The 24,052-nt window shown below is 39.6% G+C and carries 22 protein-coding genes and 2 tRNA genes; 15 read left to right on the top strand and 9 right to left on the bottom strand.

Annotated features, from left to right (window positions below; all coding sequences use genetic code 11):
* Positions 1-35 precede the first annotated feature (35 nt).
* Genes purB through mnmA form a run of 3 tightly spaced genes read right to left on the bottom strand, consistent with a single transcriptional unit; the run spans position 36 to position 3,140 of the window.
* Positions 36-1,406 carry an adenylosuccinate lyase gene (purB, locus tag PTET_RS08545; RefSeq protein ID WP_024603065.1) on the bottom strand — a complete coding sequence of 457 codons (1,371 nt, stop codon included), beginning with the start codon at positions 1,404-1,406 and terminating at the stop codon, positions 36-38.
* Between the two features lie 31 nt (positions 1,407-1,437).
* Entirely contained in the window at positions 1,438-2,040 is a 603-nt protein-coding gene (gene hflD, locus PTET_RS08540) for a high frequency lysogenization protein HflD (RefSeq protein WP_096038467.1), read from the bottom strand.
* Entirely contained in the window at positions 2,040-3,140 is a 1,101-nt protein-coding gene (gene mnmA, locus PTET_RS08535) for a tRNA 2-thiouridine(34) synthase MnmA (protein ID WP_008113585.1), read from the bottom strand. Before mnmA ends, hflD begins: the two co-directional genes overlap by 1 nt.
* Positions 3,141-3,607: 467 nt before the next feature.
* Here mnmA and PTET_RS08530 point away from each other — a divergent pair, with 467 nt between their 5' ends.
* Positions 3,608-4,882 (top strand): sensor domain-containing diguanylate cyclase, encoded by a 1,275-nt coding sequence (locus tag PTET_RS08530; protein WP_096038466.1) that lies wholly within the window; start codon positions 3,608-3,610, stop codon positions 4,880-4,882.
* 57 nt (positions 4,883-4,939) lie between these two features.
* Here the strand turns inward: PTET_RS08530 and PTET_RS08525 are convergent, their stop codons facing one another.
* From PTET_RS08525 to PTET_RS08500, 6 genes are read right to left on the bottom strand one after another with little or no spacing between them, the layout of a single operon-like run.
* On the bottom strand, positions 4,940-5,617 hold the full coding sequence (locus PTET_RS08525) for a pseudouridine synthase (protein WP_096038465.1): 678 nt from the start codon (positions 5,615-5,617) through the stop codon (positions 4,940-4,942).
* Positions 5,617-5,946 carry a TusE/DsrC/DsvC family sulfur relay protein gene (locus tag PTET_RS08520; protein WP_008112024.1) on the bottom strand — a complete coding sequence of 110 codons (330 nt, stop codon included), beginning with the start codon at positions 5,944-5,946 and terminating at the stop codon, positions 5,617-5,619. Before PTET_RS08520 ends, PTET_RS08525 begins: the two co-directional genes overlap by 1 nt.
* A gap of 3 nt (positions 5,947-5,949) precedes the next feature.
* Entirely contained in the window at positions 5,950-6,216 is a 267-nt protein-coding gene (locus PTET_RS08515; protein WP_028835169.1) for a DsrH/TusB family sulfur metabolism protein, read from the bottom strand.
* Entirely contained in the window at positions 6,213-6,569 is a 357-nt protein-coding gene (gene tusC, locus PTET_RS08510) for a sulfurtransferase complex subunit TusC (protein ID WP_008112028.1), read from the bottom strand. The genes PTET_RS08515 and tusC overlap by 4 nt, the downstream gene beginning before the upstream one ends.
* Positions 6,566-6,919 carry a sulfurtransferase complex subunit TusD gene (gene tusD, locus PTET_RS08505; protein ID WP_036954613.1) on the bottom strand — a complete coding sequence of 118 codons (354 nt, stop codon included), beginning with the start codon at positions 6,917-6,919 and terminating at the stop codon, positions 6,566-6,568. Before tusD ends, tusC begins: the two co-directional genes overlap by 4 nt.
* Positions 6,920-6,974: 55 nt before the next feature.
* A complete protein-coding gene (locus PTET_RS08500; protein WP_096038464.1) occupies positions 6,975-7,640 on the bottom strand; it encodes a Bax inhibitor-1/YccA family protein in 666 nt (221 codons plus the stop codon).
* Between the two features lie 252 nt (positions 7,641-7,892).
* Here PTET_RS08500 and PTET_RS08495 point away from each other — a divergent pair.
* From PTET_RS08495 to PTET_RS08430, 14 genes are all read left to right on the top strand, one after another.
* Positions 7,893-7,983, top strand: a tRNA-Ser gene (locus PTET_RS08495).
* Positions 7,984-8,034: 51 nt separating this feature from the next.
* Positions 8,035-8,125: transfer RNA gene (locus tag PTET_RS08490), tRNA-Ser, on the top strand.
* 176 nt (positions 8,126-8,301) lie between these two features.
* The gene (locus tag PTET_RS08485) at positions 8,302-8,670 is read left to right on the top strand and encodes a hypothetical protein (protein ID WP_096038463.1); all 369 of its coding nucleotides are present in this window, start codon (positions 8,302-8,304) and stop codon (positions 8,668-8,670) included.
* A gap of 140 nt (positions 8,671-8,810) precedes the next feature.
* Positions 8,811-9,269 carry a GAF domain-containing protein gene (locus tag PTET_RS08480; protein WP_008112037.1) on the top strand — a complete coding sequence of 153 codons (459 nt, stop codon included), beginning with the start codon at positions 8,811-8,813 and terminating at the stop codon, positions 9,267-9,269.
* Entirely contained in the window at positions 9,269-9,547 is a 279-nt protein-coding gene (locus PTET_RS08475; RefSeq protein ID WP_008112039.1) for a hypothetical protein, read from the top strand. The genes PTET_RS08480 and PTET_RS08475 overlap by 1 nt, the downstream gene beginning before the upstream one ends.
* 16 nt (positions 9,548-9,563) lie before the next feature.
* On the top strand, positions 9,564-10,202 hold the full coding sequence (gene proQ / locus PTET_RS08470; protein WP_008112041.1) for an RNA chaperone ProQ: 639 nt from the start codon (positions 9,564-9,566) through the stop codon (positions 10,200-10,202).
* A gap of 27 nt (positions 10,203-10,229) precedes the next feature.
* Positions 10,230-12,254, top strand: coding sequence for a carboxy terminal-processing peptidase (gene prc / locus PTET_RS08465; protein WP_016900379.1), 2,025 nt, complete (start codon positions 10,230-10,232; stop codon positions 12,252-12,254).
* 158 nt (positions 12,255-12,412) lie between these two features.
* Entirely contained in the window at positions 12,413-13,897 is a 1,485-nt protein-coding gene (gene nhaC, locus PTET_RS08460; RefSeq protein WP_096038462.1) for a Na+/H+ antiporter NhaC, read from the top strand.
* A gap of 50 nt (positions 13,898-13,947) precedes the next feature.
* Complete coding sequence (gene pepN, locus PTET_RS08455; RefSeq protein WP_096038461.1) at positions 13,948-16,542, top strand: aminopeptidase N; 2,595 nt, start codon at positions 13,948-13,950, stop codon at positions 16,540-16,542.
* A 3-nt stretch (positions 16,543-16,545) separates the two neighbouring features.
* Complete coding sequence (locus tag PTET_RS08450) at positions 16,546-16,767, top strand: DUF2835 family protein (RefSeq protein WP_016900377.1); 222 nt, start codon at positions 16,546-16,548, stop codon at positions 16,765-16,767.
* Between the two features lie 253 nt (positions 16,768-17,020).
* Complete coding sequence (locus PTET_RS08445; RefSeq protein WP_096038460.1) at positions 17,021-19,117, top strand: DUF1302 domain-containing protein; 2,097 nt, start codon at positions 17,021-17,023, stop codon at positions 19,115-19,117.
* 13 nt (positions 19,118-19,130) lie between these two features.
* Positions 19,131-20,495 carry a DUF1329 domain-containing protein gene (locus PTET_RS08440; RefSeq protein WP_008112052.1) on the top strand — a complete coding sequence of 455 codons (1,365 nt, stop codon included), beginning with the start codon at positions 19,131-19,133 and terminating at the stop codon, positions 20,493-20,495.
* 124 nt (positions 20,496-20,619) lie between these two features.
* Positions 20,620-21,615 (top strand): WD40/YVTN/BNR-like repeat-containing protein, encoded by a 996-nt coding sequence (locus PTET_RS08435; protein ID WP_096038459.1) that lies wholly within the window; start codon positions 20,620-20,622, stop codon positions 21,613-21,615.
* Entirely contained in the window at positions 21,615-23,936 is a 2,322-nt protein-coding gene (locus PTET_RS08430; protein WP_028835179.1) for an efflux RND transporter permease subunit, read from the top strand. The genes PTET_RS08435 and PTET_RS08430 overlap by 1 nt, the downstream gene beginning before the upstream one ends.
* Positions 23,937-24,052: the final 116 nt, after the last annotated feature.

Genomic DNA, 24,052 nt, shown 5'->3' with positions numbered 1-24,052 from the left:
GGTACCTTTCGCTTTTTATTAGTAGATTTGAGTGATTAAACTAAATCATCAATAAACTTAACAGCGCGACCAATGTAGTTAGCCGGCGTTAGTTTTTTCATTTCAATTTTTGCAGCTTCTGGTAGGTCTAAACCATCGATGAAATCAGCCATAATTTCTTGATTTACACGTTTACCACGGGTTAAATCTTTTAGCTTTTCATATGGTTTTTCAATACCGTATTTACGCATAACGGTTTGAATTGGTTCAGCGAGCAGCTCCCAGTTTTGGTCAAGCTCATCTGCCAAACGTTGCTCGTTTACTTCAAGTTTGCTTACACCTTTAAGGGTTGATTGGTATGCAATTACAGCATAACCCATACCTACACCTAAGTTACGTAATACGGTTGAGTCAGTTAAATCACGTTGCCAGCGAGACACAGGTAGTTTTTGTGCTAAATGACCAAAGATAGCATTGGCTAAGCCTAAATTACCTTCTGAGTTTTCAAAATCAATCGGGTTCACTTTGTGTGGCATAGTTGATGAGCCAATTTCACCGGCAATGGTTTTTTGCTTAAAGTGATTAAGTGCAATGTAGCCCCACATGTCGCGGTCAAAATCGAGCAAAATGGTATTAAAGCGTGCAATTGCATCAAAAAGCTCTGCTATGTAATCATGCGGTTCAATTTGCGTGGTAAACGGGTTGAGTGTTAAACCTAGGCTAGTTACAAACTTATCGGCGTGGGTATGCCAATCGTAGTCAGGGTACGCACTTAGGTGTGCATTGTAGTTACCCACAGCACCGTTTACTTTACCTAGCATTTCTACTTGTGCAATTTGGTCACGTTGACGCTTTAAACGCATGTAAACATTTGCAAACTCTTTACCCATAGTCGAAGGCGTTGCAGGCTGTCCATGTGTACGAGTCATCATTGGAATGGCTTTGTACTCAATTGCTTTTTCTTTAATGGCGCTTAATAACTCATCACAATAAGGTAAAACGACGTGGTTACGCGCTTCAGTTAACATTAAACCATGAGATAGGTTATTAATATCTTCAGAAGTACAGGCAAAGTGAATAAATTCGTTAATTGCGTGTAGCTCAGCATTATCAGCTACTTTTTCTTTTAGTAAATACTCTACGGCTTTAACATCATGGTTTGTCGTGCGTTCGATGTCTTTAACCCGCTGAGCATCAGCTTCACAGAAGTTATCTACAATTGCATTCAACAGCGCATTTGCTTCGTCGCTAAAAGCGGGGACTTCTTTAATCTCGCTTGCTGCAGCTAACGCTTGCAACCAACGCACTTCAACGGTTACGCGGTATTTGATTAATCCAAATTCGCTAAAAATACTGCGTAGTTCAGTGGTTTTGCTGCCGTAGCGACCATCAACCGGAGAGATAGCCGTTAACGCTGAAAGCTCCATAATAACTCCTAAATTTTAGTTTGAACGATAATTAAATTTTTGTTTTAGCTATGGCGAGAATTTTTCTTTTCGCAAAAAAGAAATGACGACGTTTGCCGCCCATTTGTCGCCATAATACTGCACTGCGAATTCCGGCTAAAAGTAATGCGCGGATTTTATTTTGCGTGAGCTGCTGTTTTAATAACTCGGGTTTACCATAAACCTGAATTCGGTGCCCAAGGGGGCTTAGCACCGACGAGTATATATCTGCTAAACCGGCAACAACACTGTCATCGGTAATAGCAAAATGATCTAAACGACGATGAATATCATCAATACGTTTACCTAATTCATTGAGGCTTTTACTGTTAGCACTAAGGGCACGCTCTAACTGCATTAAACCACCTACATATTTGACTATTTCTACATCTTTTTGAGCACCGGCACTCAGTTGTGCCATCAATGTTTTATAGCCGTCACGTAAGTTATGCTCACCTTGATAAACATCTTCTGGGGAAGCTGGCGAGGTTTGCACAATACTTGATAATAAAATCGATAAATCTTGTTCATCAACGCGACCATATTGAGCAACCTTCTGAACTTGCTTAGCCACTTGGCACATGGCAGCAAGCGCCATGACTTGATGTTGATTCATTATTTGATCACCGAGTCAATAATACCACCACCTAAACACACTTCATTAGCGTAAAATACGGCAGATTGTCCTGGGGTTACCGCTTTTTGTGGCTCATCAAATAATACGCGTGCCATACCATCTTCACCAACTAACAAGGTACAGCTTAGGTCTTCTTGACGGTAGCGTGTTTTTACGGTGCAACGAGTAGTACCTTGAGGACCGACACGATCTACCCAGTGTAATTGGTTGGCATTTAGGCCATTACTGTAAAGGCGAGGGTGATTTTTACCTTGGCCCACAATCAATACATTGCGTTCAACATCTTTGTCTACAACATACCAAGGTTCGCCTGAGCCTTCTTTCATACCACCAATTAACAAGCCTTTGCGCTGACCTAAGGTGTGGTACATTAAACCTTCATGTTCACCAACGTTGTTACCATCTGTGTCTTCAATAACACCAGGTTGGGCAGGTAAGAATTTTTGTAAGAAATCTTTAAATTTACGCTCACCAATAAAACAAATACCAGTACTGTCTTTTTTATCGTGGGTAATTAAATCTTGCTCTTCAGCAATACGGCGCACTTCTGGCTTGGCAATATCTCCGACAGGGAACAGCGTTTGCGCGATATGTTCATGACTCAATGTGTACAAAAAGTAGCTTTGGTCTTTATTATCATCTAGGCCACGGCACATAACATATTTATCATCTCTGAGCTCACGACGCACGTAGTGGCCCGTTGCTATAAAGTCAGCACCAAGTGCTTGAGCCGCAAATTCTAAAAAGGCTTTAAATTTAATTTCTTTGTTACACATGATGTCTGGGTTAGGTGTGCGACCAGCTTTGTACTCAGCTAAAAAGTATTCGAATACGTTGTCCCAGTATTCCGCTGCAAAGTTAACGGTATGAAGTTCAATACCTAATTTGTCACAGACAGCTTGGGCATCTTTTAAATCTTCAGCGGCAGCGCAATATTCATCATTGTCATCTTCTTCCCAGTTCTTCATAAACAAGCCTTCTACTTGGTAGCCTTGTTGTTTTAATAAATATGCAGATACAGAAGAATCAACACCGCCGGACATACCAACGATGACTTTAATGTGACTATTTTCGCTCATGAATAATTTCGCTTATACAGATTACTGTTAACTTGGAAAGGCCGCGATTATAGCATGTATTTTGTAAGTGCTTAAAGAGAGGAAGGGCTATTGAATAGATTTTGTTGCTTTTTTTTATGTTGGTTAGGGATGATTTACTCCTTGTTAGTCGATTTTTACTTAGTCGATTAGATTACACATTTTGCGGTGCTATTATAGCCCCTTTGTTTGAACACATTTTAATTTGCAAAGAACAACAGGTCCAAGATGTCAGGCCATTAAATTATAAACACTCATTTAAGTTATAAATGATGAGTAAATGTTGTTTATTTAAGGTGTTAGTACTGTTTATAGAATATCAAAGAATATATTTATTATTGTTCATTAACAAACCTTTACAACCAAATGATTATGCAATACCTTTAGATGAGTTTAAATTGAATAAACACTCAAATAAGTATTTATAATATAGTCAATGGAATGAATATATGAATTATGCTTCTCAAGCACAAAAGGTAAAATCTTACGTTGTTGAGTTATCAACAAAGTTACAACGCGATGATTGCTTAGTAGCAGAACAATTACCACATAACGTTAAAGAATCAGCTTACCAACTGTTTTATCAAACCATTAGGGTTCCTCGTCCTTACCGCTTTGAAGAACCCAACCCTATTTCAGCGCTATTTAGACTCATTGAACATTCTTTAGACTTTATTAATCCCTTTCAACAAGTCATTTTAAAGCAGCTAGAAAAGTGGTGGTTAGAATGGCATTTTGTTGCCACTATGAATGCTTCTCTTGAAATGAAACACGTTGAACAGCAGCGTTTTGTTAGTAGTGCAACTGAACATCCAATGCGAAAACATGAGCTGAGCCATTATGCAAAATTATTTACTATTTTGCCTTTGCCCGTGTGTAATGTTTGTATGGTAACCGGCGATATTTTAAAGCTTAATCAACGCTTTGTAGATGTATTTGGCTATACAATTGATGATATCCCTAATTTAAAACAGTGGTGGAAAGCCGCGTATCCTGAGCCTAGTTATAGAGAGTCGGCTCAAACGATGTGGGGTCAGTCTTTAGCGCAGGCAAATAAAAATAATGACGATATTCCTGCTAATGACTATCAAATTGTATGTAAAGATGGTTCGAAAGTGATAATGCAAGTGTCAGGTATTAGTGTAGAAAGTGAATTTATTGCCGTATTTAACGATGCGACTGAGCGGTTGAAAACCCAAGAGATACTAAGCGATATGGCCTTTTTAGACTCATTGACTAAAATTGCCAACAGACGCCGTTTTGACGAAAAATTACATGCTGAATTTAAAAAACTGATAAAAGTAAATACTCAACTTTCTATGATCATTATTGATATAGATAATTTCAAAAAATTTAATGATAGATATGGTCATATTGCAGGGGATAAGTGTTTACATAGCGTAGCGCAAAAGCTAGCAGAAACAGTCAGCCGTCCTGAAGACTTTGTAGCGCGCTATGGCGGAGAAGAGTTTGTTGTTTTACTCCCTCAAACAGATAATCAAGGTGCACTCTTTATTGCAGAACAAATACAAAAATCTATTGAAGATTTAGCGATAGCTCATGATGATAGTTTTACTGGTTTTCTCTCTGTTAGTATGGGGGTTCATACTGTAAAGCATGGCGAAAAAACGAACCATGTCGATTTCTTTAAAGCAACTGATAATGCGCTGTATTATGCAAAAAGGCAGGGCAGAAATTGCATTGCTTTAGGAAGGCATGAATAACACAAAATGTTTAACCTTTGCTTCCAATATCAGATAAGCAAAGGCTAACGTAATGTATTAACTGTTTGTAGGTGGTTCACTGATTTTATATTGGCCTGTTTCAATTCCATCGAGTGTGTATTTACCAATACTATAGCGAATTAACCGTAGCGTAGGATGGCCAATATGAGCGGTCATTCGTCGAACTTGACGGTTTTTCCCCTCGTTTATAGTGATACTCAACCAAGATGTAGGAATTGATTTGCGTTCTCTCACTGGGGGAGTACGTGGCCAAAGCGCTGGCTCATCGATTAATTTCACCTGTGCAGGTAAGGTTAATCCATCTTTCAGTTCGACCCCTTTATTTAGCGCATCAATAGATGCTTCTGTAGGCACCCCCTCAACTTGTACCCAGTACGTTTTGTTGGTTTTTTTACCAGGAGCGGTTAAGGTATTTTGTAATTTCCCGCAATTGGTCAATAATAACAAGCCTTCACTATCTCTGTCTAAGCGACCCGCAGCATAAACATCTTTAATAGGAATAAAATTAGCCAGTGTTTGTCTATTTTGCTCGTCTGTAAATTGGCAAAGGACATCATAAGGTTTGTTAAATAAAATAACTTTTTTATCGCTTTGGGCTATCTGCGGCTTAATTGCTCTTTTTATCGGGCTTTTTTTTACAGCACTGCGCGAATATGTACGACCGGTATTACGTTTGCCCGTTGAAGGTGGCGTGTTTTTAGCTTTTTGTTTCATTAAATACACCGTGCAGGTTTAGGTAAGCCCGCAATTTTAGTCGCTTGTTTGGCCGGTCCCTTCGGAAAAAGCTTATACAAGTACATGCTATTACCTTTATCCTCACCGAGCGCTTTAGCCATCGCTTTGACTAACATTCTAATTGCCGGGCTGGTGTTGTATTCAAGATAAAATGCGCGCACAAAGTTAACAACTTCCCAATGCTGTTCGGTTAATATAATGCTTTCATGTTGTGCAATAACATCGGCCAATTCTTTAGACCAATCAGTATGATCTAGCAGGTAACCTTGCTTATCTGTGTCTATTGTTTGATTATTAAATTCCAGCATAAATCACCAAGTAATTGATTGTTTAGATGATAAACTTAGGGTAACGAACTCATCATAGCTAATCGCTTTATCATTCAAATTTAAAGAGATACCACGCGCCGCTGCATCGTCCTTTAAAATATAAAGCGAATCGGCAAATTGCCTGTATTGCCCTTTAGCAAAACAGGCATCACCCACTAATAAAACCGAGTCTGTTAGCATAATCAGATTATCGAGACTGTTTGCACTGTAGTAATTCAGCGGTTTTGAAAATATATGTAAAGTGCTCATAGCGTTACCACGTGCTGCTGATTTTGAATTAACTGTTTTTGGGCATTAAAGTTAACGGTTTTTACTTCAATAAGTAGCTCATTTTTACTTAAACCGTAGTCAATGAGTGACTTCTCACACACGTAGATATTGTCAACATCATATATTTCTAGGGTTTTAATATTTTTAAAAAAATCTTTAAGTCCTAAACTATTCGGGCTTTGATTTTTTTTAAGAGCTAACACCGCAGGACCGCTAAACAACCAACTTATATTTTGATCAACTGCGGCAAAAATAAGCGTCATATCGAGTGCATCGCGAATATGCATGTCATCAAATGGACTTGATTGACTAATAACGAGTACATTAATCATTTAAATTGTATCCATTTATCTGCTTCACTGGCTAACATAGCAAATTCAGCGAGGCCTGCTACAGCGAATACACCAGTATTTTGCATATCTAAGCCACGCTTTTCAGCTGCGGTAACGCACAGCATTAAATTAATATTTTTGTCGGCTAGCTGCTGCCAAAGTGAGGATAAATTGAGCTCATCTGAGGCAAGTTCAAAATGCGTTGAAGCATGATAGATACCATCTTGGTATAAAAATATTGCATCAACACTATGCCCTTGTGCTAAACAGGCGTGAGCAAATTTAACAATTCGCTGTGTGGTATCGTGATCCGATGGTGGAGTATGTAAAGAAAGTACAAAGCGTGCCAAAACTATTCCAATAAAAAAGCCCCAATAAAGGGGCTATTTTAACAGAACTATTTAATTAGTCATTATTTGCGCCAAGTAACGCAAGTAAAGACGTAAATAAGTTATAAACGCTCAGGTATAAAGAAACCGTTGCGCGGATATAATTCGTTTCGCCGCCATTGATGATTCTGCTCGTATCGAACAAAATTAGGCCAGACATGATTAATACCACAGCTGCGTTTAGTACCATAAACATTAAAGAGCTACCTAGGAAAATATTTACAATACTTGCCACGATAACCACAATTAAGCCCACAGTTAAAAAACCACCCATAAACGAGAAATCTTTTTTAGTGTTAAGTGCATAAGCAGATAAACCAAAGAAGATTAACGCCGTAGAACCTAGCGCTTGCATAATTAGCATAGGGCCATTAGGTAATTGTGCATAGTGATTAAGGAGTGGGCCTAAACCAGCTCCCATAAATCCTGTAAACGCAAACACCCAAAATACACCAGATGCTGTGTCGGCTTTTTTGTTTACAACAAAAAGAAGGCCAAACGAAACCAGAGTGAACACTAGTCCCATGAAATAAGGTAATTGCAGTGCCATTGAAATGCCGGCGGTGACGGCACTAAATGCAAGTGTCATTGCAAGTAGAAAATAAGTGTTTTTAAGCACTTTGTTTGTTTCAATGGTCGACATTACCGGCTTTGCAGTATTGTACGATTGATTAAATGCCATTGTAGAGCTCCTGTAAGTGAAACTAAGTAGTTCCTGTAATTTAACTAAAATTAGATTACCAACTCTTATATGTTTGGGCAAACCTTTGTAGATCAATAGACAACTAAATTTAAATAAAAGTTCACTCGGCGTATAGGAATCGCCCTTTTTGCTTTATGTTTAAACAAATTAGTTGTTTTTTAATCACTTGAACAAATAATTGAAAAAAAAGCTTCACAAAGCCCATGGGTTTCCCTATTATTCAGGCCGTGCGGAGAGATGGCAGAGTGGTCGAATGCACCGGTCTTGAAAACCGGCAGGGGTTTATAGCCCCTCTAGGGTTCAAATCCCTATCTCTCCACCACCTTATTAAAATAACTATGAGTACTCTCTTACTTGTAGTTTATGCACTTTCGGAGAGATGGCAGAGTGGTCGAATGCACCGGTCTTGAAAACCGGCAGGGGTTTATAGCCCCTCTAGGGTTCAAATCCCTATCTCTCCACCATTATATTAAAGCCCGCTTATTAGCGGGCTTTTTTGTGTCTAATTTTCGCTATACCTAACCTCAAAACCAAGTATATTTATAGTTAAAAAATACGACCATAGTCTCTATTTATAAGCTACAGCTCTTAGGGCATGCTAAGAAATAAGATTTATGCTTGTGTATTTAAGGTTCTTACTATGAAACATCAACTTGCTAAAAGCGTCGCACTTTCATTATTATCTCCTGTTATTATCGGCAGTATGCTAGGAATATATTACGCATTGACTATGCGTGGTGACGCGGTGTCTATCTTTTTAGGACTATTGATGACGGCCATTGCTAATGCCCACATAGTAGGGTTAACAATGGCTGCGTTTGTGGTGCCAGGCTACTTACTTATGTTTAAGTATTCTAAGGTGAATTATTCTGGGGTATTAACTCTTGGCTTACTGGGTGGCGCTATTTTTAGCTATCTGCTTAGTGCGACTACTGGCGAGATATTTTTAATCAATAGTGTGATGTCGGGATTTGCTGCAGGACTGTTTTTATTTGGCTTGCGTAAATAGGTACAAAGCTAATTGCAGAATATTTAATCAAGTGTGTCGTAAAACCATGTAATTTCCTTTTTTTTACCCGCAAAAGGTTTCAATTTTTAGTGACAAAGAGTACCTTTAGCTACTGTATGTTTAATAAGAAGTAGTTTGGTATGCAAAAGCACGATTTTTACCAGTCATTAGTTAAGCAAACTGAATCGCTGATAGGCGGTGAATCAAACATAATTGCCAATATGGCAAATATTAGCGCGCTGTTATTTACTTCTTTAGAAGATGTGAATTGGGCGGGCTTTTATTTTATGGATTCACCGACAGAATTGGTACTTGGTCCATTTCAAGGCAATCCAGCTTGTATTCGTATTCCGGTAGGGAAAGGGGTATGTGGCACTGCTGCGGCAACCGAGCAAACCCAGTTAATTTCAGATGTGCATGCGTTTGACGGTCATATAGCCTGTGATGCGGCGTCAAATTCTGAGATAGTTGTACCTATCATGAAAAACGGCCGTGTATTTGCGGTACTTGATATAGATAGCCCAAGTATTGGCCGATTTGATACTGATGACCAAGCAGGGCTTGAAGCACTTGTAAAATGCTTAGAGGCTAGCCTGTAATGAAAGATTTGCTAAATGTTCAAGATTACCTATTCGCCGTTCAAGATGTAGGTGATTGGGAAGGTGAAGAAGAACATGTAGCGGAAACGCTCAATGATTTGATTCACATGGCCTGGGATCGTCTACCTGATGATTTAGACTGTGATTCAATTGATGAAATTATAAATGGTATTTGGGAACATTTACGTGGTGATATGGCTGTGATTGAAACTGACTTTGAAGAGTTAGTTGATTGGAGCATCCACTATGTTGATTCTGCCCTTGATGAAAAGATGTGATTAAATAGGTTCTAAAATGGAAACCACAAACAAGCTAAAAGATATTAATGAAGTATTGGAGTTCTTATACCAAGAATTTCCACAATGTTTTAAACAAAAAGAAGGCATTCAGCCGCTTAAAGTAGGTATCTTTAAAGATATCGCTGAGCGTATTGAAGGCTCTGAAAAAGTTAGTAAAACACAAGTACGCCAAGCACTTAGAAAATACACATCTAACTGGCGCTATCTTGAAGCGGTTACTAAATCTGAGTTCCGTATTGATCTTGACGGAAATCAAGGCGAGAAAGTTGAGCAAGAGCATATCGACCACGCACAAAAAGCGTTGGAAGAAAGCCGTGCTAAAATGGCAAAACGCAAAAAGCAGCAACGCCCTCGTCAAGATTCAGATGCAAAATCTTTTAAGAAGAAGCCAGCGCATTCAGCTAAAAATCCATCAGCTGCAGCAAAACCTGCCAAAGCCGCTGCGCCTAAGCGTTCAGGAAAAGTTGAACCTTTACCTGCAGGCGAGGTCAAGGTTAATAACAAGGTTAAAGTTAAACTTGGCCAAGCACTTGTTAATGCAGTAATCACTGAAGTAAACAAAGACGATGTTCACGTTGAACTAGTGACAGGTATGCAAGTAAAAACCAAAGCCGACAGCTTATACATTATTTAAGTTGCGAAAAAAATTAAGGAGTTGTGTATGAGTAAAAAGTTTACGCTCATTCCGTTAGTTGCTGCGCTGTTTTCAGGTTCGTTATTTGCTGCAGTAGAGCCGGTAACATTAGAAGACTTACCCTTGTTAAAACAAGAAAGTCAGCACGGTACAGCCAGCAAACGAGTGGCTAATCTATTTACTCGTTCACATTACACACCCGTTCGATTTAACGATGAGCTTTCGAGTAAAGTATTTGATCGTTACATCGAATCCCTTGATTTTAATAAAAGCGTGTTTTTAAAAAGCGATGTAGACTCATTTGAGCAATATCGTAACCGTTTTGATAACGCGCTTCTTAGCGGCCAGTTAGGGTTTACGTTTGATATTTTCAACTTAAGCCTTAAACGCCGTTTTGAACGTTATGAATTTTCACTGTCGCTACTTGAAAACGAAATGACGTTTGACGAAGAAGATGAATATTTTTATGACCGCGAAGATGCACCGTGGGCAACTACCCAAGCTGAGCTTGATGAAATTTGGCGCGAACGGGTAAAATATGATGCACTGCGTTTAAAAATGACTGGCAAAGATTGGCCAGGCATTAAAGAGGTGTTGACTAAGCGCTATAAAAACGCAGAAAAACGCCTTGTTCAGTCAAAATCTGAAGACGCATTTCAAATTGTAATGAACTCGCTAGCACGCAGTATTGAAGCGCACACTTCATACTTGTCACCTCGTCGTGCTGAACAATTTAAAATGGACATGGACTTAGAGCTTGAGGGGATTGGCGCAGTATTAACGCCTGATGAAGACTACACGGTTATTCGTAGTCTAGTTCCAGGAGGCCCTGCAGACAAATCTGAGCAGATTAAAGCCGATGATCGCATTATTGGTGTGGCTCAAGAGGGCGAAGAGTTTGTTGATGTTATTGGTTGGCGTTTAGATGACGTGGTTGATCTTATAAAAGGTCCTAAAGGCACTAAAGTACGTTTACAATATTTAAAGGGTGCTGATGCTCACGGTACGCCAAAGGTAGTTGAGATTACCCGTGATAAAATTCGTCTGGAAGACCGAGCAGCAAAATCAGAAGTATTTGAAGCCAGCTATTCGGATCTAACCAGTAAGATTGGAGTAATTGAAATCCCTGGTTTTTACAACAACCTTTCTAAAGATGTAAAAGTAGAACTTGCTAAATTAAAAGAGCAAAAAGTTGACGGTATTATTATAGACCTACGTCAAAATGGCGGTGGTTCGCTATATGAAGCGACGCAATTGTCAGGCTTGTTTTTTGATCAAGGCCCAGTGGTACAAATTCATACATTAAATAATCGCATTGAAGAGCAAAAAGACCGTGATGGCATTACCTATTACGATGGCCCACTGACGGTACTTGTTGATAGATACAGCGCGTCTGCATCTGAAATATTTGCAGCGGCAATGCAAGACTATGGCCGCGCAGTTATCATAGGTGAACAAACCTTTGGTAAAGGCACTGTGCAGCAGCATAAAGGCCTCGCACGCGCTTATGATTTATACGATAACCCGCTAGGCAGTGTGCAATACACCATTGCTAAGTTTTACCGTATCAACGGCGGCAGTACGCAGCATAAAGGTGTGATCCCAGATATTACGTTCCCATCTGCCATTGACCCAGCTGAGTGGGGCGAAAGCAAACAAGACAATGCATTGCCATGGGATAGCATAGTAAAAGCACAGTATAAACAAATAGGGCGTTTAGATCCGGTCATCAGTCATCTTGAAAAACAACATGATGAGCGAATTAAAACAGAGCCTGAATTTAATTATGTATTTGAAGATATTACCCGTTACAACGAAGAAAAAGATCGTAAAACGATTTCTTTAGTTGAGAAAAAACGTATTAAAGAAAAAGAAGAAAATGAGGCACGTGCATTAGCTCGTACTAACGAGCGTTTAAAACGTTTAGGTAAAGAGCCAGTAGAAAACCTTGACGATGTACCAGAGGTGATTGAAAAGCTCGACCCATTCCTTGAAGAAGCGGCACTAATAACGCAAGATTATATTAGATACGGTCGTATGGCTAAGCGCTAATTAAGGCTTTGCCCGTTAAAAAAAAGGCGCTTAGGCGCCTTTTTTACTATCGATAATTTGCTAAATTGTTATAATCGCGGATTACCAAAAGTTGAGCTAGATCAACACTGCTCAATAAATGCGCGTACGTGCTAATAAAAATAATCAACATGCATCGAATGTGTGTAGGAGTCTATATTTTGAAGCCCATTGAAGAAAAACCACTTAAAAGTGCCACACTTTTTGATGCACTCATTCCAATTGCTGTATTAATTTGTTTGTTAGGTGCCGCCGTGTACTTATTTGGCGATGATTCATCATCAGGCCCGAATCAAATTGCATTACTGTTTGCAACTTTTGCTGCAGCACTGATTGGTTTAAAAAATGGCTACACATGGAAAAAATTAGAAGATGCAATGATTGAGGGAATTACCTTATCTCTTAGCGCTATTTTAATTTTACTCATGGTGGGGGCACTTATCGGAACATGGTTATTATCAGGAACGGTTCCGACCTTAATTTATTACGGCTTACAAATTATCAACCCTAGCTGGTTTTACGCCGCGAGTTGTTTAATTTGTGGCATTGTAGCAATGAGTATTGGTAGTTCGTGGACCACGGCAGCGACCATAGGTGTCGCATTACTTGGCGTTGCTTCTGGACTTGGCCTAGAGCCGACAGTTACCGCCGGTGCAGTTATATCAGGCGCTTACTTTGGCGACAAGCTTAGCCCATTGTCAGAAACAACCAATTTAGCACCGGCTGTTGCTGGCGCTGATTTATTTGAACACATTCACCATATGTTATGGACAACTGTTCCAAGCTTTGTGATTGCATTAATCATTTTTGTATTTATGGGCTTCAATGCCACCGCGGCAGGCGAGTCGGGTCAAATTGATGAAATAACATCAATTCTTCAACAAAACTTTAATATTGGTTTAGAAATGTTGATGCCTTTAATTGTGTTACTAGTCTTAGCAATAAGAAAAATGCCAGCGTTTCCGGCTATTTCTATTGGCGCTGTAATAGGGGCTGTATGGGCATTGTTATTTCAATCTGATTTAATTGCTAACCAAATAGATATGACTCAAGGCGAGTTTGTTGGTTACTTTAAACTGGTTTGGACCACCTTTTTTGACGGTTTTACTATTAGTACCGGTGATGAAAAAATGGACTCTTTGCTCAGTGGCGGTGGCATGTCAGGCATGCTAACAACCACATGGTTGATCATGACGGCACTTATGTTTGGTGCGATTATGGAAAAAACGGGTCTACTTGATATATTTGTTAAAAGTATTCTTAAAATCGCAAAAAGTACCGGTTCATTAATTGCTTCAACTATTGCTACCTGTATTGGTACCAATATTATCGCAGCCGATCAGTATATTGCTATTGTTGTACCCGGGCGTATGTTTAAAGAAGAATATAAAAAGCGCGGGTTAAAGCCGGTTAATTTGTCACGCACACTAGAAGATGGTGGCACAATTACCAGCCCGCTCATACCATGGAATACCTGTGGTGCGTATATGCAAAGTGTCCTATTAATCAATCCGTTTGATTATGCACTTTATGCATTTTTCAACCTTATAAATCCTTTCTTAGCCGTTATTTATGCTTACTTAGGTATTAAGATACTGCGTATCAAGCCTAAGCAAACGGCTTAATTTAAGTAGCTCCTTTTATCACTAAAAGGGGCTATTTTTTTGGAGTGATCATGACTGAACTACAAAAACCTCAAGCAGAATATTTAAAAGACTATAAAGCCCCTGATTTTTCAATCGAGCATACTGAGCTGACTTTCGACTTACAGCCATTAACGACTCAAGTAAATGCTTTATTAACGCTTAAACGCGTGGGTGATTCAAATGCCCCCCTGGTATTAGATGGCATTGACTTAACCCTGCTCTCTTTATCGATTGACGGTGCAGAGCTCACAGATTATAAAATTATAAATCAGCAATTAATCATTAATAATCTGCCTGATGAATGTCAGTTAAGCATAGTGACGCAAACTTCACCGCAAACAAACACATCACTTGAGGGGTTGTACTTATCGAGAGGCGCTTATTGTACTCAATGTGAAGCGCAAGGGTTTAGAAAAATAACCTACTACATGGATCGCCCTGATGTACTTTCAACTTTTGATGTCACTATTATTGCCGATACGGCATTTCCGCATTTGCTCTCTAATGGTAACCAAGTGGACAGTGGTGAAACGCAAGATGGACGCCATTTTGTAAAATGGCAAGATCCGTTCAAAAAGCCGAGTTATTTGTTTGCTCTAGTGGCAGGGGACTTTGATGTTTTACACGATAAATACACTACCCGCAGTGGTAAGGATGTCACCCTAGCGTTATTTGTCGATAAAGGAAACTTACCTAAAACAGAGCATGCTATGACGTCGCTTAAAAAAGCGATGGCTTGGGATGAGTCACGTTTTAATTTAGAGTATGACCTTGATATTTATATGATTGTTGCCGTTGATTTTTTCAATATGGGAGCAATGGAAAATAAAGGGTTAAACATTTTCAACAGCAAATGTGTGCTGGCAAATCAAGAAACGGCAACCGATAAAGATTACCACACCATTGAGTCTATTGTTGGCCACGAGTACTTTCATAACTGGACCGGAAATCGTGTAACTTGTCGTGATTGGTTTCAGCTGTCTTTAAAAGAAGGTTTAACGGTATTTAGAGATCAAGAGTTTAGCAGTGATTTAGGCTCTCGTGCGCTAAATAGAATTGACGCGGTAAAAGTGATGCGCACTCATCAATTTAGCGAAGATGCCGGCCCAATGGCACACCCAATACGCCCAGAAAAAGTCATCGAAATGAATAACTTTTACACCGTTACAGTGTATGACAAAGGGGCTGAAGTTATTCGTATGATGCATACATTGTTGGGTGAGGAAAATTTTCAAAAAGGCATGACACTGTATTTTCAGCGTCATGATGGCCAAGCGGTTACCTGCGATGATTTTGTTGCGGCAATGAGTGATGCATCATCAATTGATTTATCACAATTTAAGCGTTGGTATAATCAGTGTGGGACACCACGTTTAAACGTTACCAAAGCGTATGATGAAAGTGCACAAATCTTCACGCTCACTATAGAGCAACTTGCGCCCCTGAATCAGCCTGATAATGCGATGTTACATATTCCTTTTGCGATTGAACTTTTAGATCAGCAAGGCCAAAGTATTGCATTGCAATACCAAGGTAAAAAGGTTGATAGCGTATTAAATGTTACTCAAGCTAAACAAACATTTCATTTTGATAATATTGAACACAGTCCAACCGCCGTATTGCTAGAAGATTTTTCAGCACCGTGTATTTTGAATCAACAGATCACTGAAGCTGATTTATTACATATTATGCGTTTTGCACGCAGTGACTTTTCACGCTGGGATGCACAACAACAATTGTTTATTAATGCACTCAAGGCAAACGTTATTTCAGCTAGTAATGCACCACTAAGCGATGCCGTTATTGATGCACTTATGGTGCTAATATCGCAACGAGAGGGTGATTTAGCGCTGATTGCTGAACTCTTAAAACTGCCTAGTTTTGATACTTTAGCTGCGGAGTTTGACGTTATTCCGGTTGATGACATTATTGCCAATATTGAGCTATTCGAACAACAAATTGCCAAACAACTACATACTGAGTTTTTAAGTTGTTATCAGGCAATCACCGATGATGGTAGTGTGAGTGCCAAAGCGGTGGCTATTCGCGCTTTAAAACAACTTTGCTTGCACTATTTAGCAAAAACAGACAGTGCTAAGGCGGCAAGCTTAATTGAGCAGGCAGCAGCATCAACAAATATGACTAATGTGCTTGGCGCTTTGAGCAGTGTAGTTAAAGCTGCGCACCCATTATCAAATCAATTACTTGCGCATTTTGACAGCCAATGGCGCCATGATGTGCTAGTAATGGATAAATGGTTTGCTTTACAAGCAATGAATAGCGCTGATGATGCCATTGAGAAAATTAAGGCCTTGTATACACATCCATGTTTTGATTTTTCAAATCCGAATCGAGTTCGTGCATTAGTGGGGAGTTTTTCGCACTTTAATACCGCACAATTTCATCGCTTAGATGGTCAAGGTTATACATTACTTGGCGATTTATTAATTAAGCTTAATGCGATTAACCCGCAAAATGCATCACGTATGTTAACGCCGTTTATGTCATGGCGCCGCTATGATGAAACCCGTGCCAGTGCAATGAAAGCGCAATTAGAGCGCCTTTCGAATTTAGAAGGTTTAAGCGATGATTTATTTGAAAAGGTTGAAAAAGCTTTACAATAAATCATGATAGAACATTATTTTTATATAAATTTGAGCTATAACGAGTGCATGGATTATTACCATGGCCGGTATAGCTCAATTCAAGTAACAGCTGATAGCGGCAAAACAATTCGTTTTGCTGCGCATTATCTTCGGCCCTTCATGTCTAGTTTAGGTATTCGTGGTCGGTTTAGACTTATTTTAAGTAATGAAAACAAGTTCATCCGTCTCGAACGAGTAGCCTAGCTGTTGTTTTTTGTGATATAGATATACACAAATATTGCCTTTTTGTTAATTTCGATTTGTTCTATTGTTAATTTACGTGTATAAATTATCTGGTATGACGTCTTACCAATACGTAAACGTTAAACAAATAAAAAACTTATAACTGATTGAAGGCGACCATTTGTAATTTGTTTAATTCGCTTCTATCGTTACGATTACACTAAAAACAATAACTTGATCACACAAAAAATACCCGCGACAGGGGGGAACCAAAATGATAAGAAGATCGCTTTTTGTTAAAAATAAAATAGTACTCGGCTTAACAGCTGCGGCTATCGGTTTATCAGCAGCACAGACACAGGCTGCAACATTTGAGGTAGGCGGTTTTGATATCGCTTTCGACTCTACTTTTTCTTATGGGCAAAGTATTCGCGTAGAAGACCGTGACTTTAACCTCATTGGTAAAAGTAATAACCCATCATTTGATTGGACAGGTTATAACCCAGCAATCAATACAATTTATTCATCTCAAGATGTCTGGGCTCAACCGGGCTCTTACTCAAATAATGGTGATGCAGGCGATTTAAACTTTGATAGCGGCGAAACTTTTTCAAAGCTATTAAAAGGCACGCATGACCTATCAATAAGTAAAGATAACTACGGCTTATTTACTCGTTTTATGTATTTTTATGATTTTGAATTAATGGACGGCGATCGTGCCTACGTTAATCCAACATCTGGTCAGGGTGTAGATCCGTGTGATGATGATGATACTAAAGAGCAAAGCTGTGCTGACATTCGTTTACTTGATGCGTATGTGTGGGCAAACTTTGATTTAAATGAAGGCAAAAACCCGCTTTCTATTCGAGTTGGTCAACAAGTGGTTAACTGGGGGGAAAGTACATTAATCTCTCATGGTATTAACGTAAATCCGGTTGATATTGACCGATTAAAAGCACCAGGTGCTGAACTAAAAGAAGCGTTTATTCCGGTTGGTATGTTGTGGGCCTCATTAGGGCTTACAGAAAACATGACCTTAGAGGGCTTTTATCAGTATCAATGGCATGAAACACGTTTACCTGCAGCAGGGACTTATTTTTCTACCAATGATTTTGCGGCTGAAAACGGTTATCAACAAAATGTACAGCTTGGTTTCACCTCAAACCCTGATATTGACTTAGCGTTTTTAACAGATAACTTGAATAACCTGATGGCAACTTATGGCCAAGTGGCTTCGAGCCAAGGTATTGATCCATCAAGTGCAGCTGGACAACAATTACTGGCCAATATGTACTTAGCGTACCCGACTAAGGTTGCCCTTAAAGGTAAAGGCTATGATGGAAAAACAGAGCCTGATGATGGCGGTCAATATGGTCTGCGCTTAGGTATGTTTTTGCCAGAGTGGAACGATACAGAAGTGGCACTTTACCATGTAAATTATCACAGCCGCCGTCCACTTATTTCGGGCCGCGTATCTAATTTCACGCAAGCATCATTGCAACAAGATTTAGCCATGATTGCCACCACTGAAATTACCTCTGATAACGTCTCTGACTTAAAAGCATTTGCTAAAGCGACAAACGAATACCCTGAAGATATTAAACTATATGGTTTGAGTTTTAATACCTCGCTGGGTGAAACCGCGTTTGCAGGTGAATTCACTTTCCGTGAAGACGAACCACTGCAAATCGATGACGTAGAATTACTTTATGCAGCTATGCCTGAGCAATTAGCGATTGCCGGCTTACGCCCTGAATTTGCGGGTATTTCGCAAATGAGTAAAGGTGATGCTGCAAGTGTTGTAGGTCCAGGCGAGCTGGCTAAAGGTTACATTGAACGTAATACTTCACAGCTACAGTTTACGGCAACGCATTTATTCGGCCCTTCATTAGGTGCTGATAGCTGGGCAGTTGTCGGTGAAATTGGTGGTGTTCGCATCAACAATATGCCTGAATACGATGAAATGCGTTTAAATGTTTCTGGTACTGGTCGAAGCGGTATTATGCAAGGCCCAGGTAGTTCAGACTATTCTGCATTGCATATGGCTTTATCAAATGGTCCTGAGCAAAAATCGTTTGCTACGGCGTCGTCTTGGGGTTATCGCTTAATTGCCAAAGGTGATTACTTTAATATTTACAATGGTATTAACTTCTCACCCCGTTTTGTGTTCTCGCATGATGTTAATGGTAATACGCCTGATCCAATGTTCTTGTTCATTGAAGATCGTAAGTCACTAGGTGCTACTATGAGCTTTAATTACCAAAATGCATGGTCTTTAGATGTAAGTTACAACTCATTTTGGGGTGGTGGCGACACCAACACTTTCTCTGACCGAGATTACGTTTCTTTTAACTTAAAATATTCTATCTAGGGGTAACATTATTATGATTAAAAAACCTACCCTCATTGCTACAGCGTTTTGTAGTTTGTTTGCAAGTCACACAGCACTGGCTAAAATTAGTCCAGAAGAAGCTGCGCGTCTAGGTAAAGACCTAAGCCCAATTGGGGCAGAAAAAGCAGCTAATGCAGATGGTTCAATCCCAGCTTGGAACGGCGGTATTACTGCTGCACCAGCAGGTTATGAGCCGGGTATGCACCACTTAGACCCTTACGCAACTGATGAAGTATTGTTTACTATAGATAAAAGCAATATTGATAAGTACAAAGAAAATTTAAGCCCAGGGCAAATAGCATTATTTGAAGCGTACCCAGATACGTTTAAAATGCCTATTTACAAAACACGTCGTTCAGCGTCATACCCACAGTTTGTATACGATGCGACAAAGAAATTTGCTACTACAGCTGAATTAGTTGAAGGTGGTAACGGGATTAAGAACACAGCAATTGGTATTCCATTTCCAATTCCTAAAACAGGTTTAGAAGCAATTTGGAACCATTTACTTCGCTATCGTGGTCAATCAATTGAGCGCTTTGGTGGTCAAGCAGCGCCAACAGCATCGGGGTCGTACAACTATGTTGGCTTTGATGAGCAACTATTAGTTAAATATTCTGATCCAAGTGCAACGCCGGCTGAACTACAAGACTCTAATATTTTGTTTAAGTTTAAACAGCAAGTGACAGAGCCAGCACGTTTGGCAGGTACGGCATTGTTAGTACATGAAACCATGGATCAAATATTAACACCACGTCAAGCGTGGACGTATAATTCAGGTCAGCGTCGTGTTCGTCGTGCACCTAATGTAGCGTATGATGCTCCGGGTACAGCAGCAGATAGCTTACGTACTACCGATGATTTTGACATGTTTAACGGCTCACCAAATCGTTATAACTGGACGCTAAAAGGCAAGCAAGAGCTTTATATCCCATACAATAGCTACAAGCTTCATAGTGATAAGCTAACCTATGATGATATTTTAAAGCCGGGCCACATCAACCCAGAGCATACACGTTATGAAAAACACCGTGTGTGGGTTGTTGAAGCAAACTTAAAAGATGACACGCGCCATATTTATAAAAAACGTGTGTTCTACATTGATGAAGACAGCTGGCAAGTACATGTTACCGATATATACGATAATCGCGACCAACTGTATCGTGTAGCAATGGCTTATGGCCTTAACTACTACGAAGTACCGACTCAGTGGAGTACGCTTGAGGTATACCACGACCTTAACTCACGTCGTTACTTAGCCATTGGTTTAGATAATCAAGAAAAGATGTATGATTTTTCTCAGTCATTTAATGATAATGAGTTCACATCGAGCGCTTTACGTCGCGCTGGCAGATAGTATAAAAGCAGGCACCTAGTTTCCTAGGTGCCTTTTTTCTTTCACATCGCGTTTGTCTATTAACGCACAGGTTTTCCTCTTTATAACAGACAAACAAATCCTCAGTTCAAGGCGAATTTAATTTATGAAGTATTTGGTTTATGCCAGCCTGATCCTAAGCGGTGCGAGTTTTGCACAAGACGCACCTTTAAGTGCGATTAGCGCGATTAATGCAGATAAAACACTCCTTACCGATATCACACAAACCTCAGCAGGGCTCATTGCTGTGGGTAAGCACGGTACGGTAATTAAAAGTGTTGATGGTAACAATTGGCAACAAGCACAATCAGTGCCTACACAAGTATTACTAACGGCGGTTGAATTTACTAATGATTCTCACGGCTGGGCATGTGGACATGACGCCACAATTATAAATACCACCGACGGTGGTGAAAACTGGCAGTTACAACAAGCAAAGCCCTCACTTGATAAACCCTGTTTAGATATTTATTTTAAAGACGATTTACATGGTTATGCCGTGGGCGCCTACGGTATGTTTTATCAAACCAGTGATGGCGGCGAACATTGGCAAAAACGGTTTTTAGATTCACTGTTATTTAGTGAAGATAGAACGTACTTAAACGATTTAAAAGAAACCGATCCCGAAGGGTATGAAATAGAAACCTCGTCTATTTTGCCACATTTTAACCGCATAGAACCGACTAGTACGGGTTTAATACTAGTGGGAGAGATGGGCTTAATGGCAAAAAGTGATGACGATGGCCAAACATGGCAACGGATAGATGAAATTTATCCTGGCTCGTTTTTTGGTTTTGCTTCTGATTCATCGCAACAAATCGTCGCGGGGCTACGCGGTAATATTTTCGTAAATAAAACCGACAGTGGACAATGGCAGCATTTAGAAAATGACAAAACCGCCACTATTAATAGCATTATCAACTACAACAATAAACAATGGCTATTACTGGCTAATAGCGGTGTTATTTTTCATCTAAAAGGTGATGAGCTGTCATACGAGCAATTGGCCGATGGTAAAGCAATACTTGATGGTGTAATTGTTAAAGATAGACTTATTATGGCGACAGAAAATGGCATTAAAGTGAAGGAGTTGACCCCTTAATGCAAGCAATTTTAGATTTCTTAGAAAAAGCGATTTTTAGGCACCGCACAGTAGTACTCATAAGTTTTGTGCTAATTACCTGTTTGTTGGTTTTTAAAGCAACACAGATTCAACTTGATGCGTCATTTAATAAAAATATCCCGCTCAATCATGAATACATGAAGGTATACACTAAACATGAGAAACAGTTCGGTGGTGCAAATAGTATTTTAATTTCTGTATGTGACGACAGCGGAGATATTTTCAATCCTGAATTTTTTACCCAATTAAAAGCAGTGCACGATCAGCTTTATTTTATTCCTGGGGTAAATCGTCCTTTAGTAAATTCTATCTTTTCACCCAGTGCCCGTTTTGTTGAAGTCGTTGAAGACGGTTTTGCCGGTGGCCCTATCATTCCAGCTAACTTTAAAGCAGACAAGCAAGGGTTAGGCGTTGTAAAAGAAAATATTGAAAAGGCAAAAGTAGTTGGTCGTATGATAGCAAGCGATTATTCGTGTGCCATGGTCACCGCCCAACTGTTAGAGACTGATCCGCAAACACAAGAAAAATTAGACACCCTCGCGTTTGCAAAAAAATTAGAAACCGAGATTCGTGAACCTTTAAGTACTGATAATATCAGTATTCATATTATCGGTTTTGCAAAAATGGCTGGCGATATCGCTGAAGGTGCAAAAGGGGTTGTTTTATTTTTTGCCATCGCGATTGCGTTTACATTCGTCATGGTATGGCTATTTTGTGGCAGCTTGAAACTCACTATTTTACCAATTGTGTGTTCTATTATTGCCGTTATTTGGCAGTTAGGCTTATTGTCTAGTTTAGGCTTTGGCCTTGATCCGATGTCAATTTTAGTTCCTTTTTTAGTCTTTGCAATTGGTGTAAGCCACGGTGTGCAGATGATCAACGCCATTGGTAAAAAAGTCACTGAGGGCAAAGCGACCGCCGTGTGTTGTCAATCTAGCTTTAGAGCTTTGCTGGTACCAGGTGGGATTGCGTTGTTATCAGATACGGTTGGCTTTTTAACACTTTTAACCATAGATATCGGCATCATTCGTGAACTGGCTATTACAGCAAGTTTAGGGGTGGCTGTTATTATATTTACTAATCTTATTTTATTGCCTGTATGGGCATCGTATATGCGTTTTGAAAACAGCATCCATATTCAATCGGGTGATGCCAACAAACCGAATATACTCGATGCAATGCGCGATTTATTAGTTAAAGCAACTGACCCTAAAACAGCAAAAATGATCATAGGTTTTACCTTGGTTTTATTTGCATTGGGTTATTGGCAAGCAGATAAAATGCGTATAGGTGATTTACACGCAGGTGCGCCATCGTTGCACCAAGATGCACGTTACAACCAAGATACCTTTTTAATATCGGACAAATACACCATTTCGTCTGACATTTTAAAAGTGATTGTGGAAGCATACCCTGCGGCCTGTACAGAGCACGATGTAATGGAACGTATATCGCGTTTTCAATATAAAGTTGAAAACTTAGCGGGCGTGCAGTCAGCAGTGAGCCTGAGTTCAGTGGCACAATCGGTCAATGCCGGTTACAACGAGGGCAATTTAAAGTGGCAAAGTTTGCCGCGCAATTCTGCCAGTTTAGTGCAATCAACGTCACGTGTAGAAACCAGTACAGGGTTATTAAACGGTGATTGTTCGGTAATGCCGGTGATTATATTTTTAGACGATCACAAAGCACAAACAATTGATAACGTGATTGCAAAAGTAAAACAATTTGCCGATGAAGAGGGCACAGATAAACTTGCCTTTAAATTAGCGTCAGGGCCAGTTGGTGTTATGGCTGCAACGAATGAGTCTGTTTCAGCAGCGCAAATACCTATGATGTTGTATGTATACGGTGCGGTTATTATTTTATGCTTACTTAGTTTTAAGAGTGTAAAAGCAACAATTGCGGTGGTATTACCCTTGTACATAGTATCAACCCTTGCACAAGCACTGATGGTACAGCTTGAGATTGGTCTGACTGTTTCAACGTTACCAGTGATTGCTCTGGGTGTAGGTATTGGTGTTGATTATGGTATTTATATTTTGTCATCGATGATGGGGCAGTTAAAACAAAACGTACCATTGAGTATTGCTTATCGTAATGCATTAGTTGAACGTGGTAGTGCGGTGTTATTTACCGGTATTACATTAGCGATTGGTGTAAGTACGTGGATTTTTTCTGATTTGAAGTTCCAAGTTGATATGGGAATTCTGCTTACCTTCATGTTTTTAGTAAATATGTTGGGCGCAGTGTTACTTTTACCTGCAATTGGCAGCTTGCTCTGGACTGACCAGAAAAAATAAGGTGAATAAATTTGCTCCAAAATGGCCAGTAATGGCCATTTATATCTATATTTTGTGAATAGATGACCAAATAGCTGAAATGCTTAAAATGTTTTCATCGAAAAGGCTGTTTATTA

This window comes from Pseudoalteromonas tetraodonis, assembly GCF_002310835.1.
Classification (GTDB): Bacteria; Pseudomonadota; Gammaproteobacteria; order Enterobacterales; family Alteromonadaceae; genus Pseudoalteromonas; species Pseudoalteromonas tetraodonis.
The sequence above is the reverse complement of the archived record's forward strand: the minus strand, read 5'-3'. Positions and strand labels throughout refer to the sequence as shown.

What these genes read in the sequence shown, in the direction of transcription:
- purB (WP_024603065.1), bottom strand. Translation starts at nt 1,406, where the DNA reads ATGGAGCTTTCAGCGTTAACGGCTATCTCTCCGGTTGATGGTCGCTAC.
- hflD (WP_096038467.1), bottom strand. Translation starts at nt 2,040, where the DNA reads ATGAATCAACATCAAGTCATGGCGCTTGCTGCCATGTGCCAAGTGGCT.
- mnmA (WP_008113585.1), bottom strand. Translation starts at nt 3,140, where the DNA reads ATGAGCGAAAATAGTCACATTAAAGTCATCGTTGGTATGTCCGGCGGT.
- PTET_RS08530 (WP_096038466.1), top strand. Translation starts at nt 3,608, where the DNA reads ATGAATTATGCTTCTCAAGCACAAAAGGTAAAATCTTACGTTGTTGAG.
- PTET_RS08525 (WP_096038465.1), bottom strand. Translation starts at nt 5,617, where the DNA reads ATGAAACAAAAAGCTAAAAACACGCCACCTTCAACGGGCAAACGTAAT.
- PTET_RS08520 (WP_008112024.1), bottom strand. Translation starts at nt 5,946, where the DNA reads ATGCTGGAATTTAATAATCAAACAATAGACACAGATAAGCAAGGTTAC.
- PTET_RS08515 (WP_028835169.1), bottom strand. Translation starts at nt 6,216, where the DNA reads ATGAGCACTTTACATATATTTTCAAAACCGCTGAATTACTACAGTGCA.
- tusC (WP_008112028.1), bottom strand. Translation starts at nt 6,569, where the DNA reads ATGATTAATGTACTCGTTATTAGTCAATCAAGTCCATTTGATGACATG.
- PTET_RS08500 (WP_096038464.1), bottom strand. Translation starts at nt 7,640, where the DNA reads ATGGCATTTAATCAATCGTACAATACTGCAAAGCCGGTAATGTCGACC.
- PTET_RS08485 (WP_096038463.1), top strand. Translation starts at nt 8,302, where the DNA reads ATGAAACATCAACTTGCTAAAAGCGTCGCACTTTCATTATTATCTCCT.
- PTET_RS08480 (WP_008112037.1), top strand. Translation starts at nt 8,811, where the DNA reads ATGCAAAAGCACGATTTTTACCAGTCATTAGTTAAGCAAACTGAATCG.
- PTET_RS08475 (WP_008112039.1), top strand. Translation starts at nt 9,269, where the DNA reads ATGAAAGATTTGCTAAATGTTCAAGATTACCTATTCGCCGTTCAAGAT.
- proQ (WP_008112041.1), top strand. Translation starts at nt 9,564, where the DNA reads ATGGAAACCACAAACAAGCTAAAAGATATTAATGAAGTATTGGAGTTC.
- prc (WP_016900379.1), top strand. Translation starts at nt 10,230, where the DNA reads ATGAGTAAAAAGTTTACGCTCATTCCGTTAGTTGCTGCGCTGTTTTCA.
- nhaC (WP_096038462.1), top strand. Translation starts at nt 12,413, where the DNA reads ATGTGTGTAGGAGTCTATATTTTGAAGCCCATTGAAGAAAAACCACTT.
- pepN (WP_096038461.1), top strand. Translation starts at nt 13,948, where the DNA reads ATGACTGAACTACAAAAACCTCAAGCAGAATATTTAAAAGACTATAAA.
- PTET_RS08450 (WP_016900377.1), top strand. Translation starts at nt 16,546, where the DNA reads ATGATAGAACATTATTTTTATATAAATTTGAGCTATAACGAGTGCATG.
- PTET_RS08445 (WP_096038460.1), top strand. Translation starts at nt 17,021, where the DNA reads ATGATAAGAAGATCGCTTTTTGTTAAAAATAAAATAGTACTCGGCTTA.
- PTET_RS08440 (WP_008112052.1), top strand. Translation starts at nt 19,131, where the DNA reads ATGATTAAAAAACCTACCCTCATTGCTACAGCGTTTTGTAGTTTGTTT.
- PTET_RS08435 (WP_096038459.1), top strand. Translation starts at nt 20,620, where the DNA reads ATGAAGTATTTGGTTTATGCCAGCCTGATCCTAAGCGGTGCGAGTTTT.
- PTET_RS08430 (WP_028835179.1), top strand. Translation starts at nt 21,615, where the DNA reads ATGCAAGCAATTTTAGATTTCTTAGAAAAAGCGATTTTTAGGCACCGC.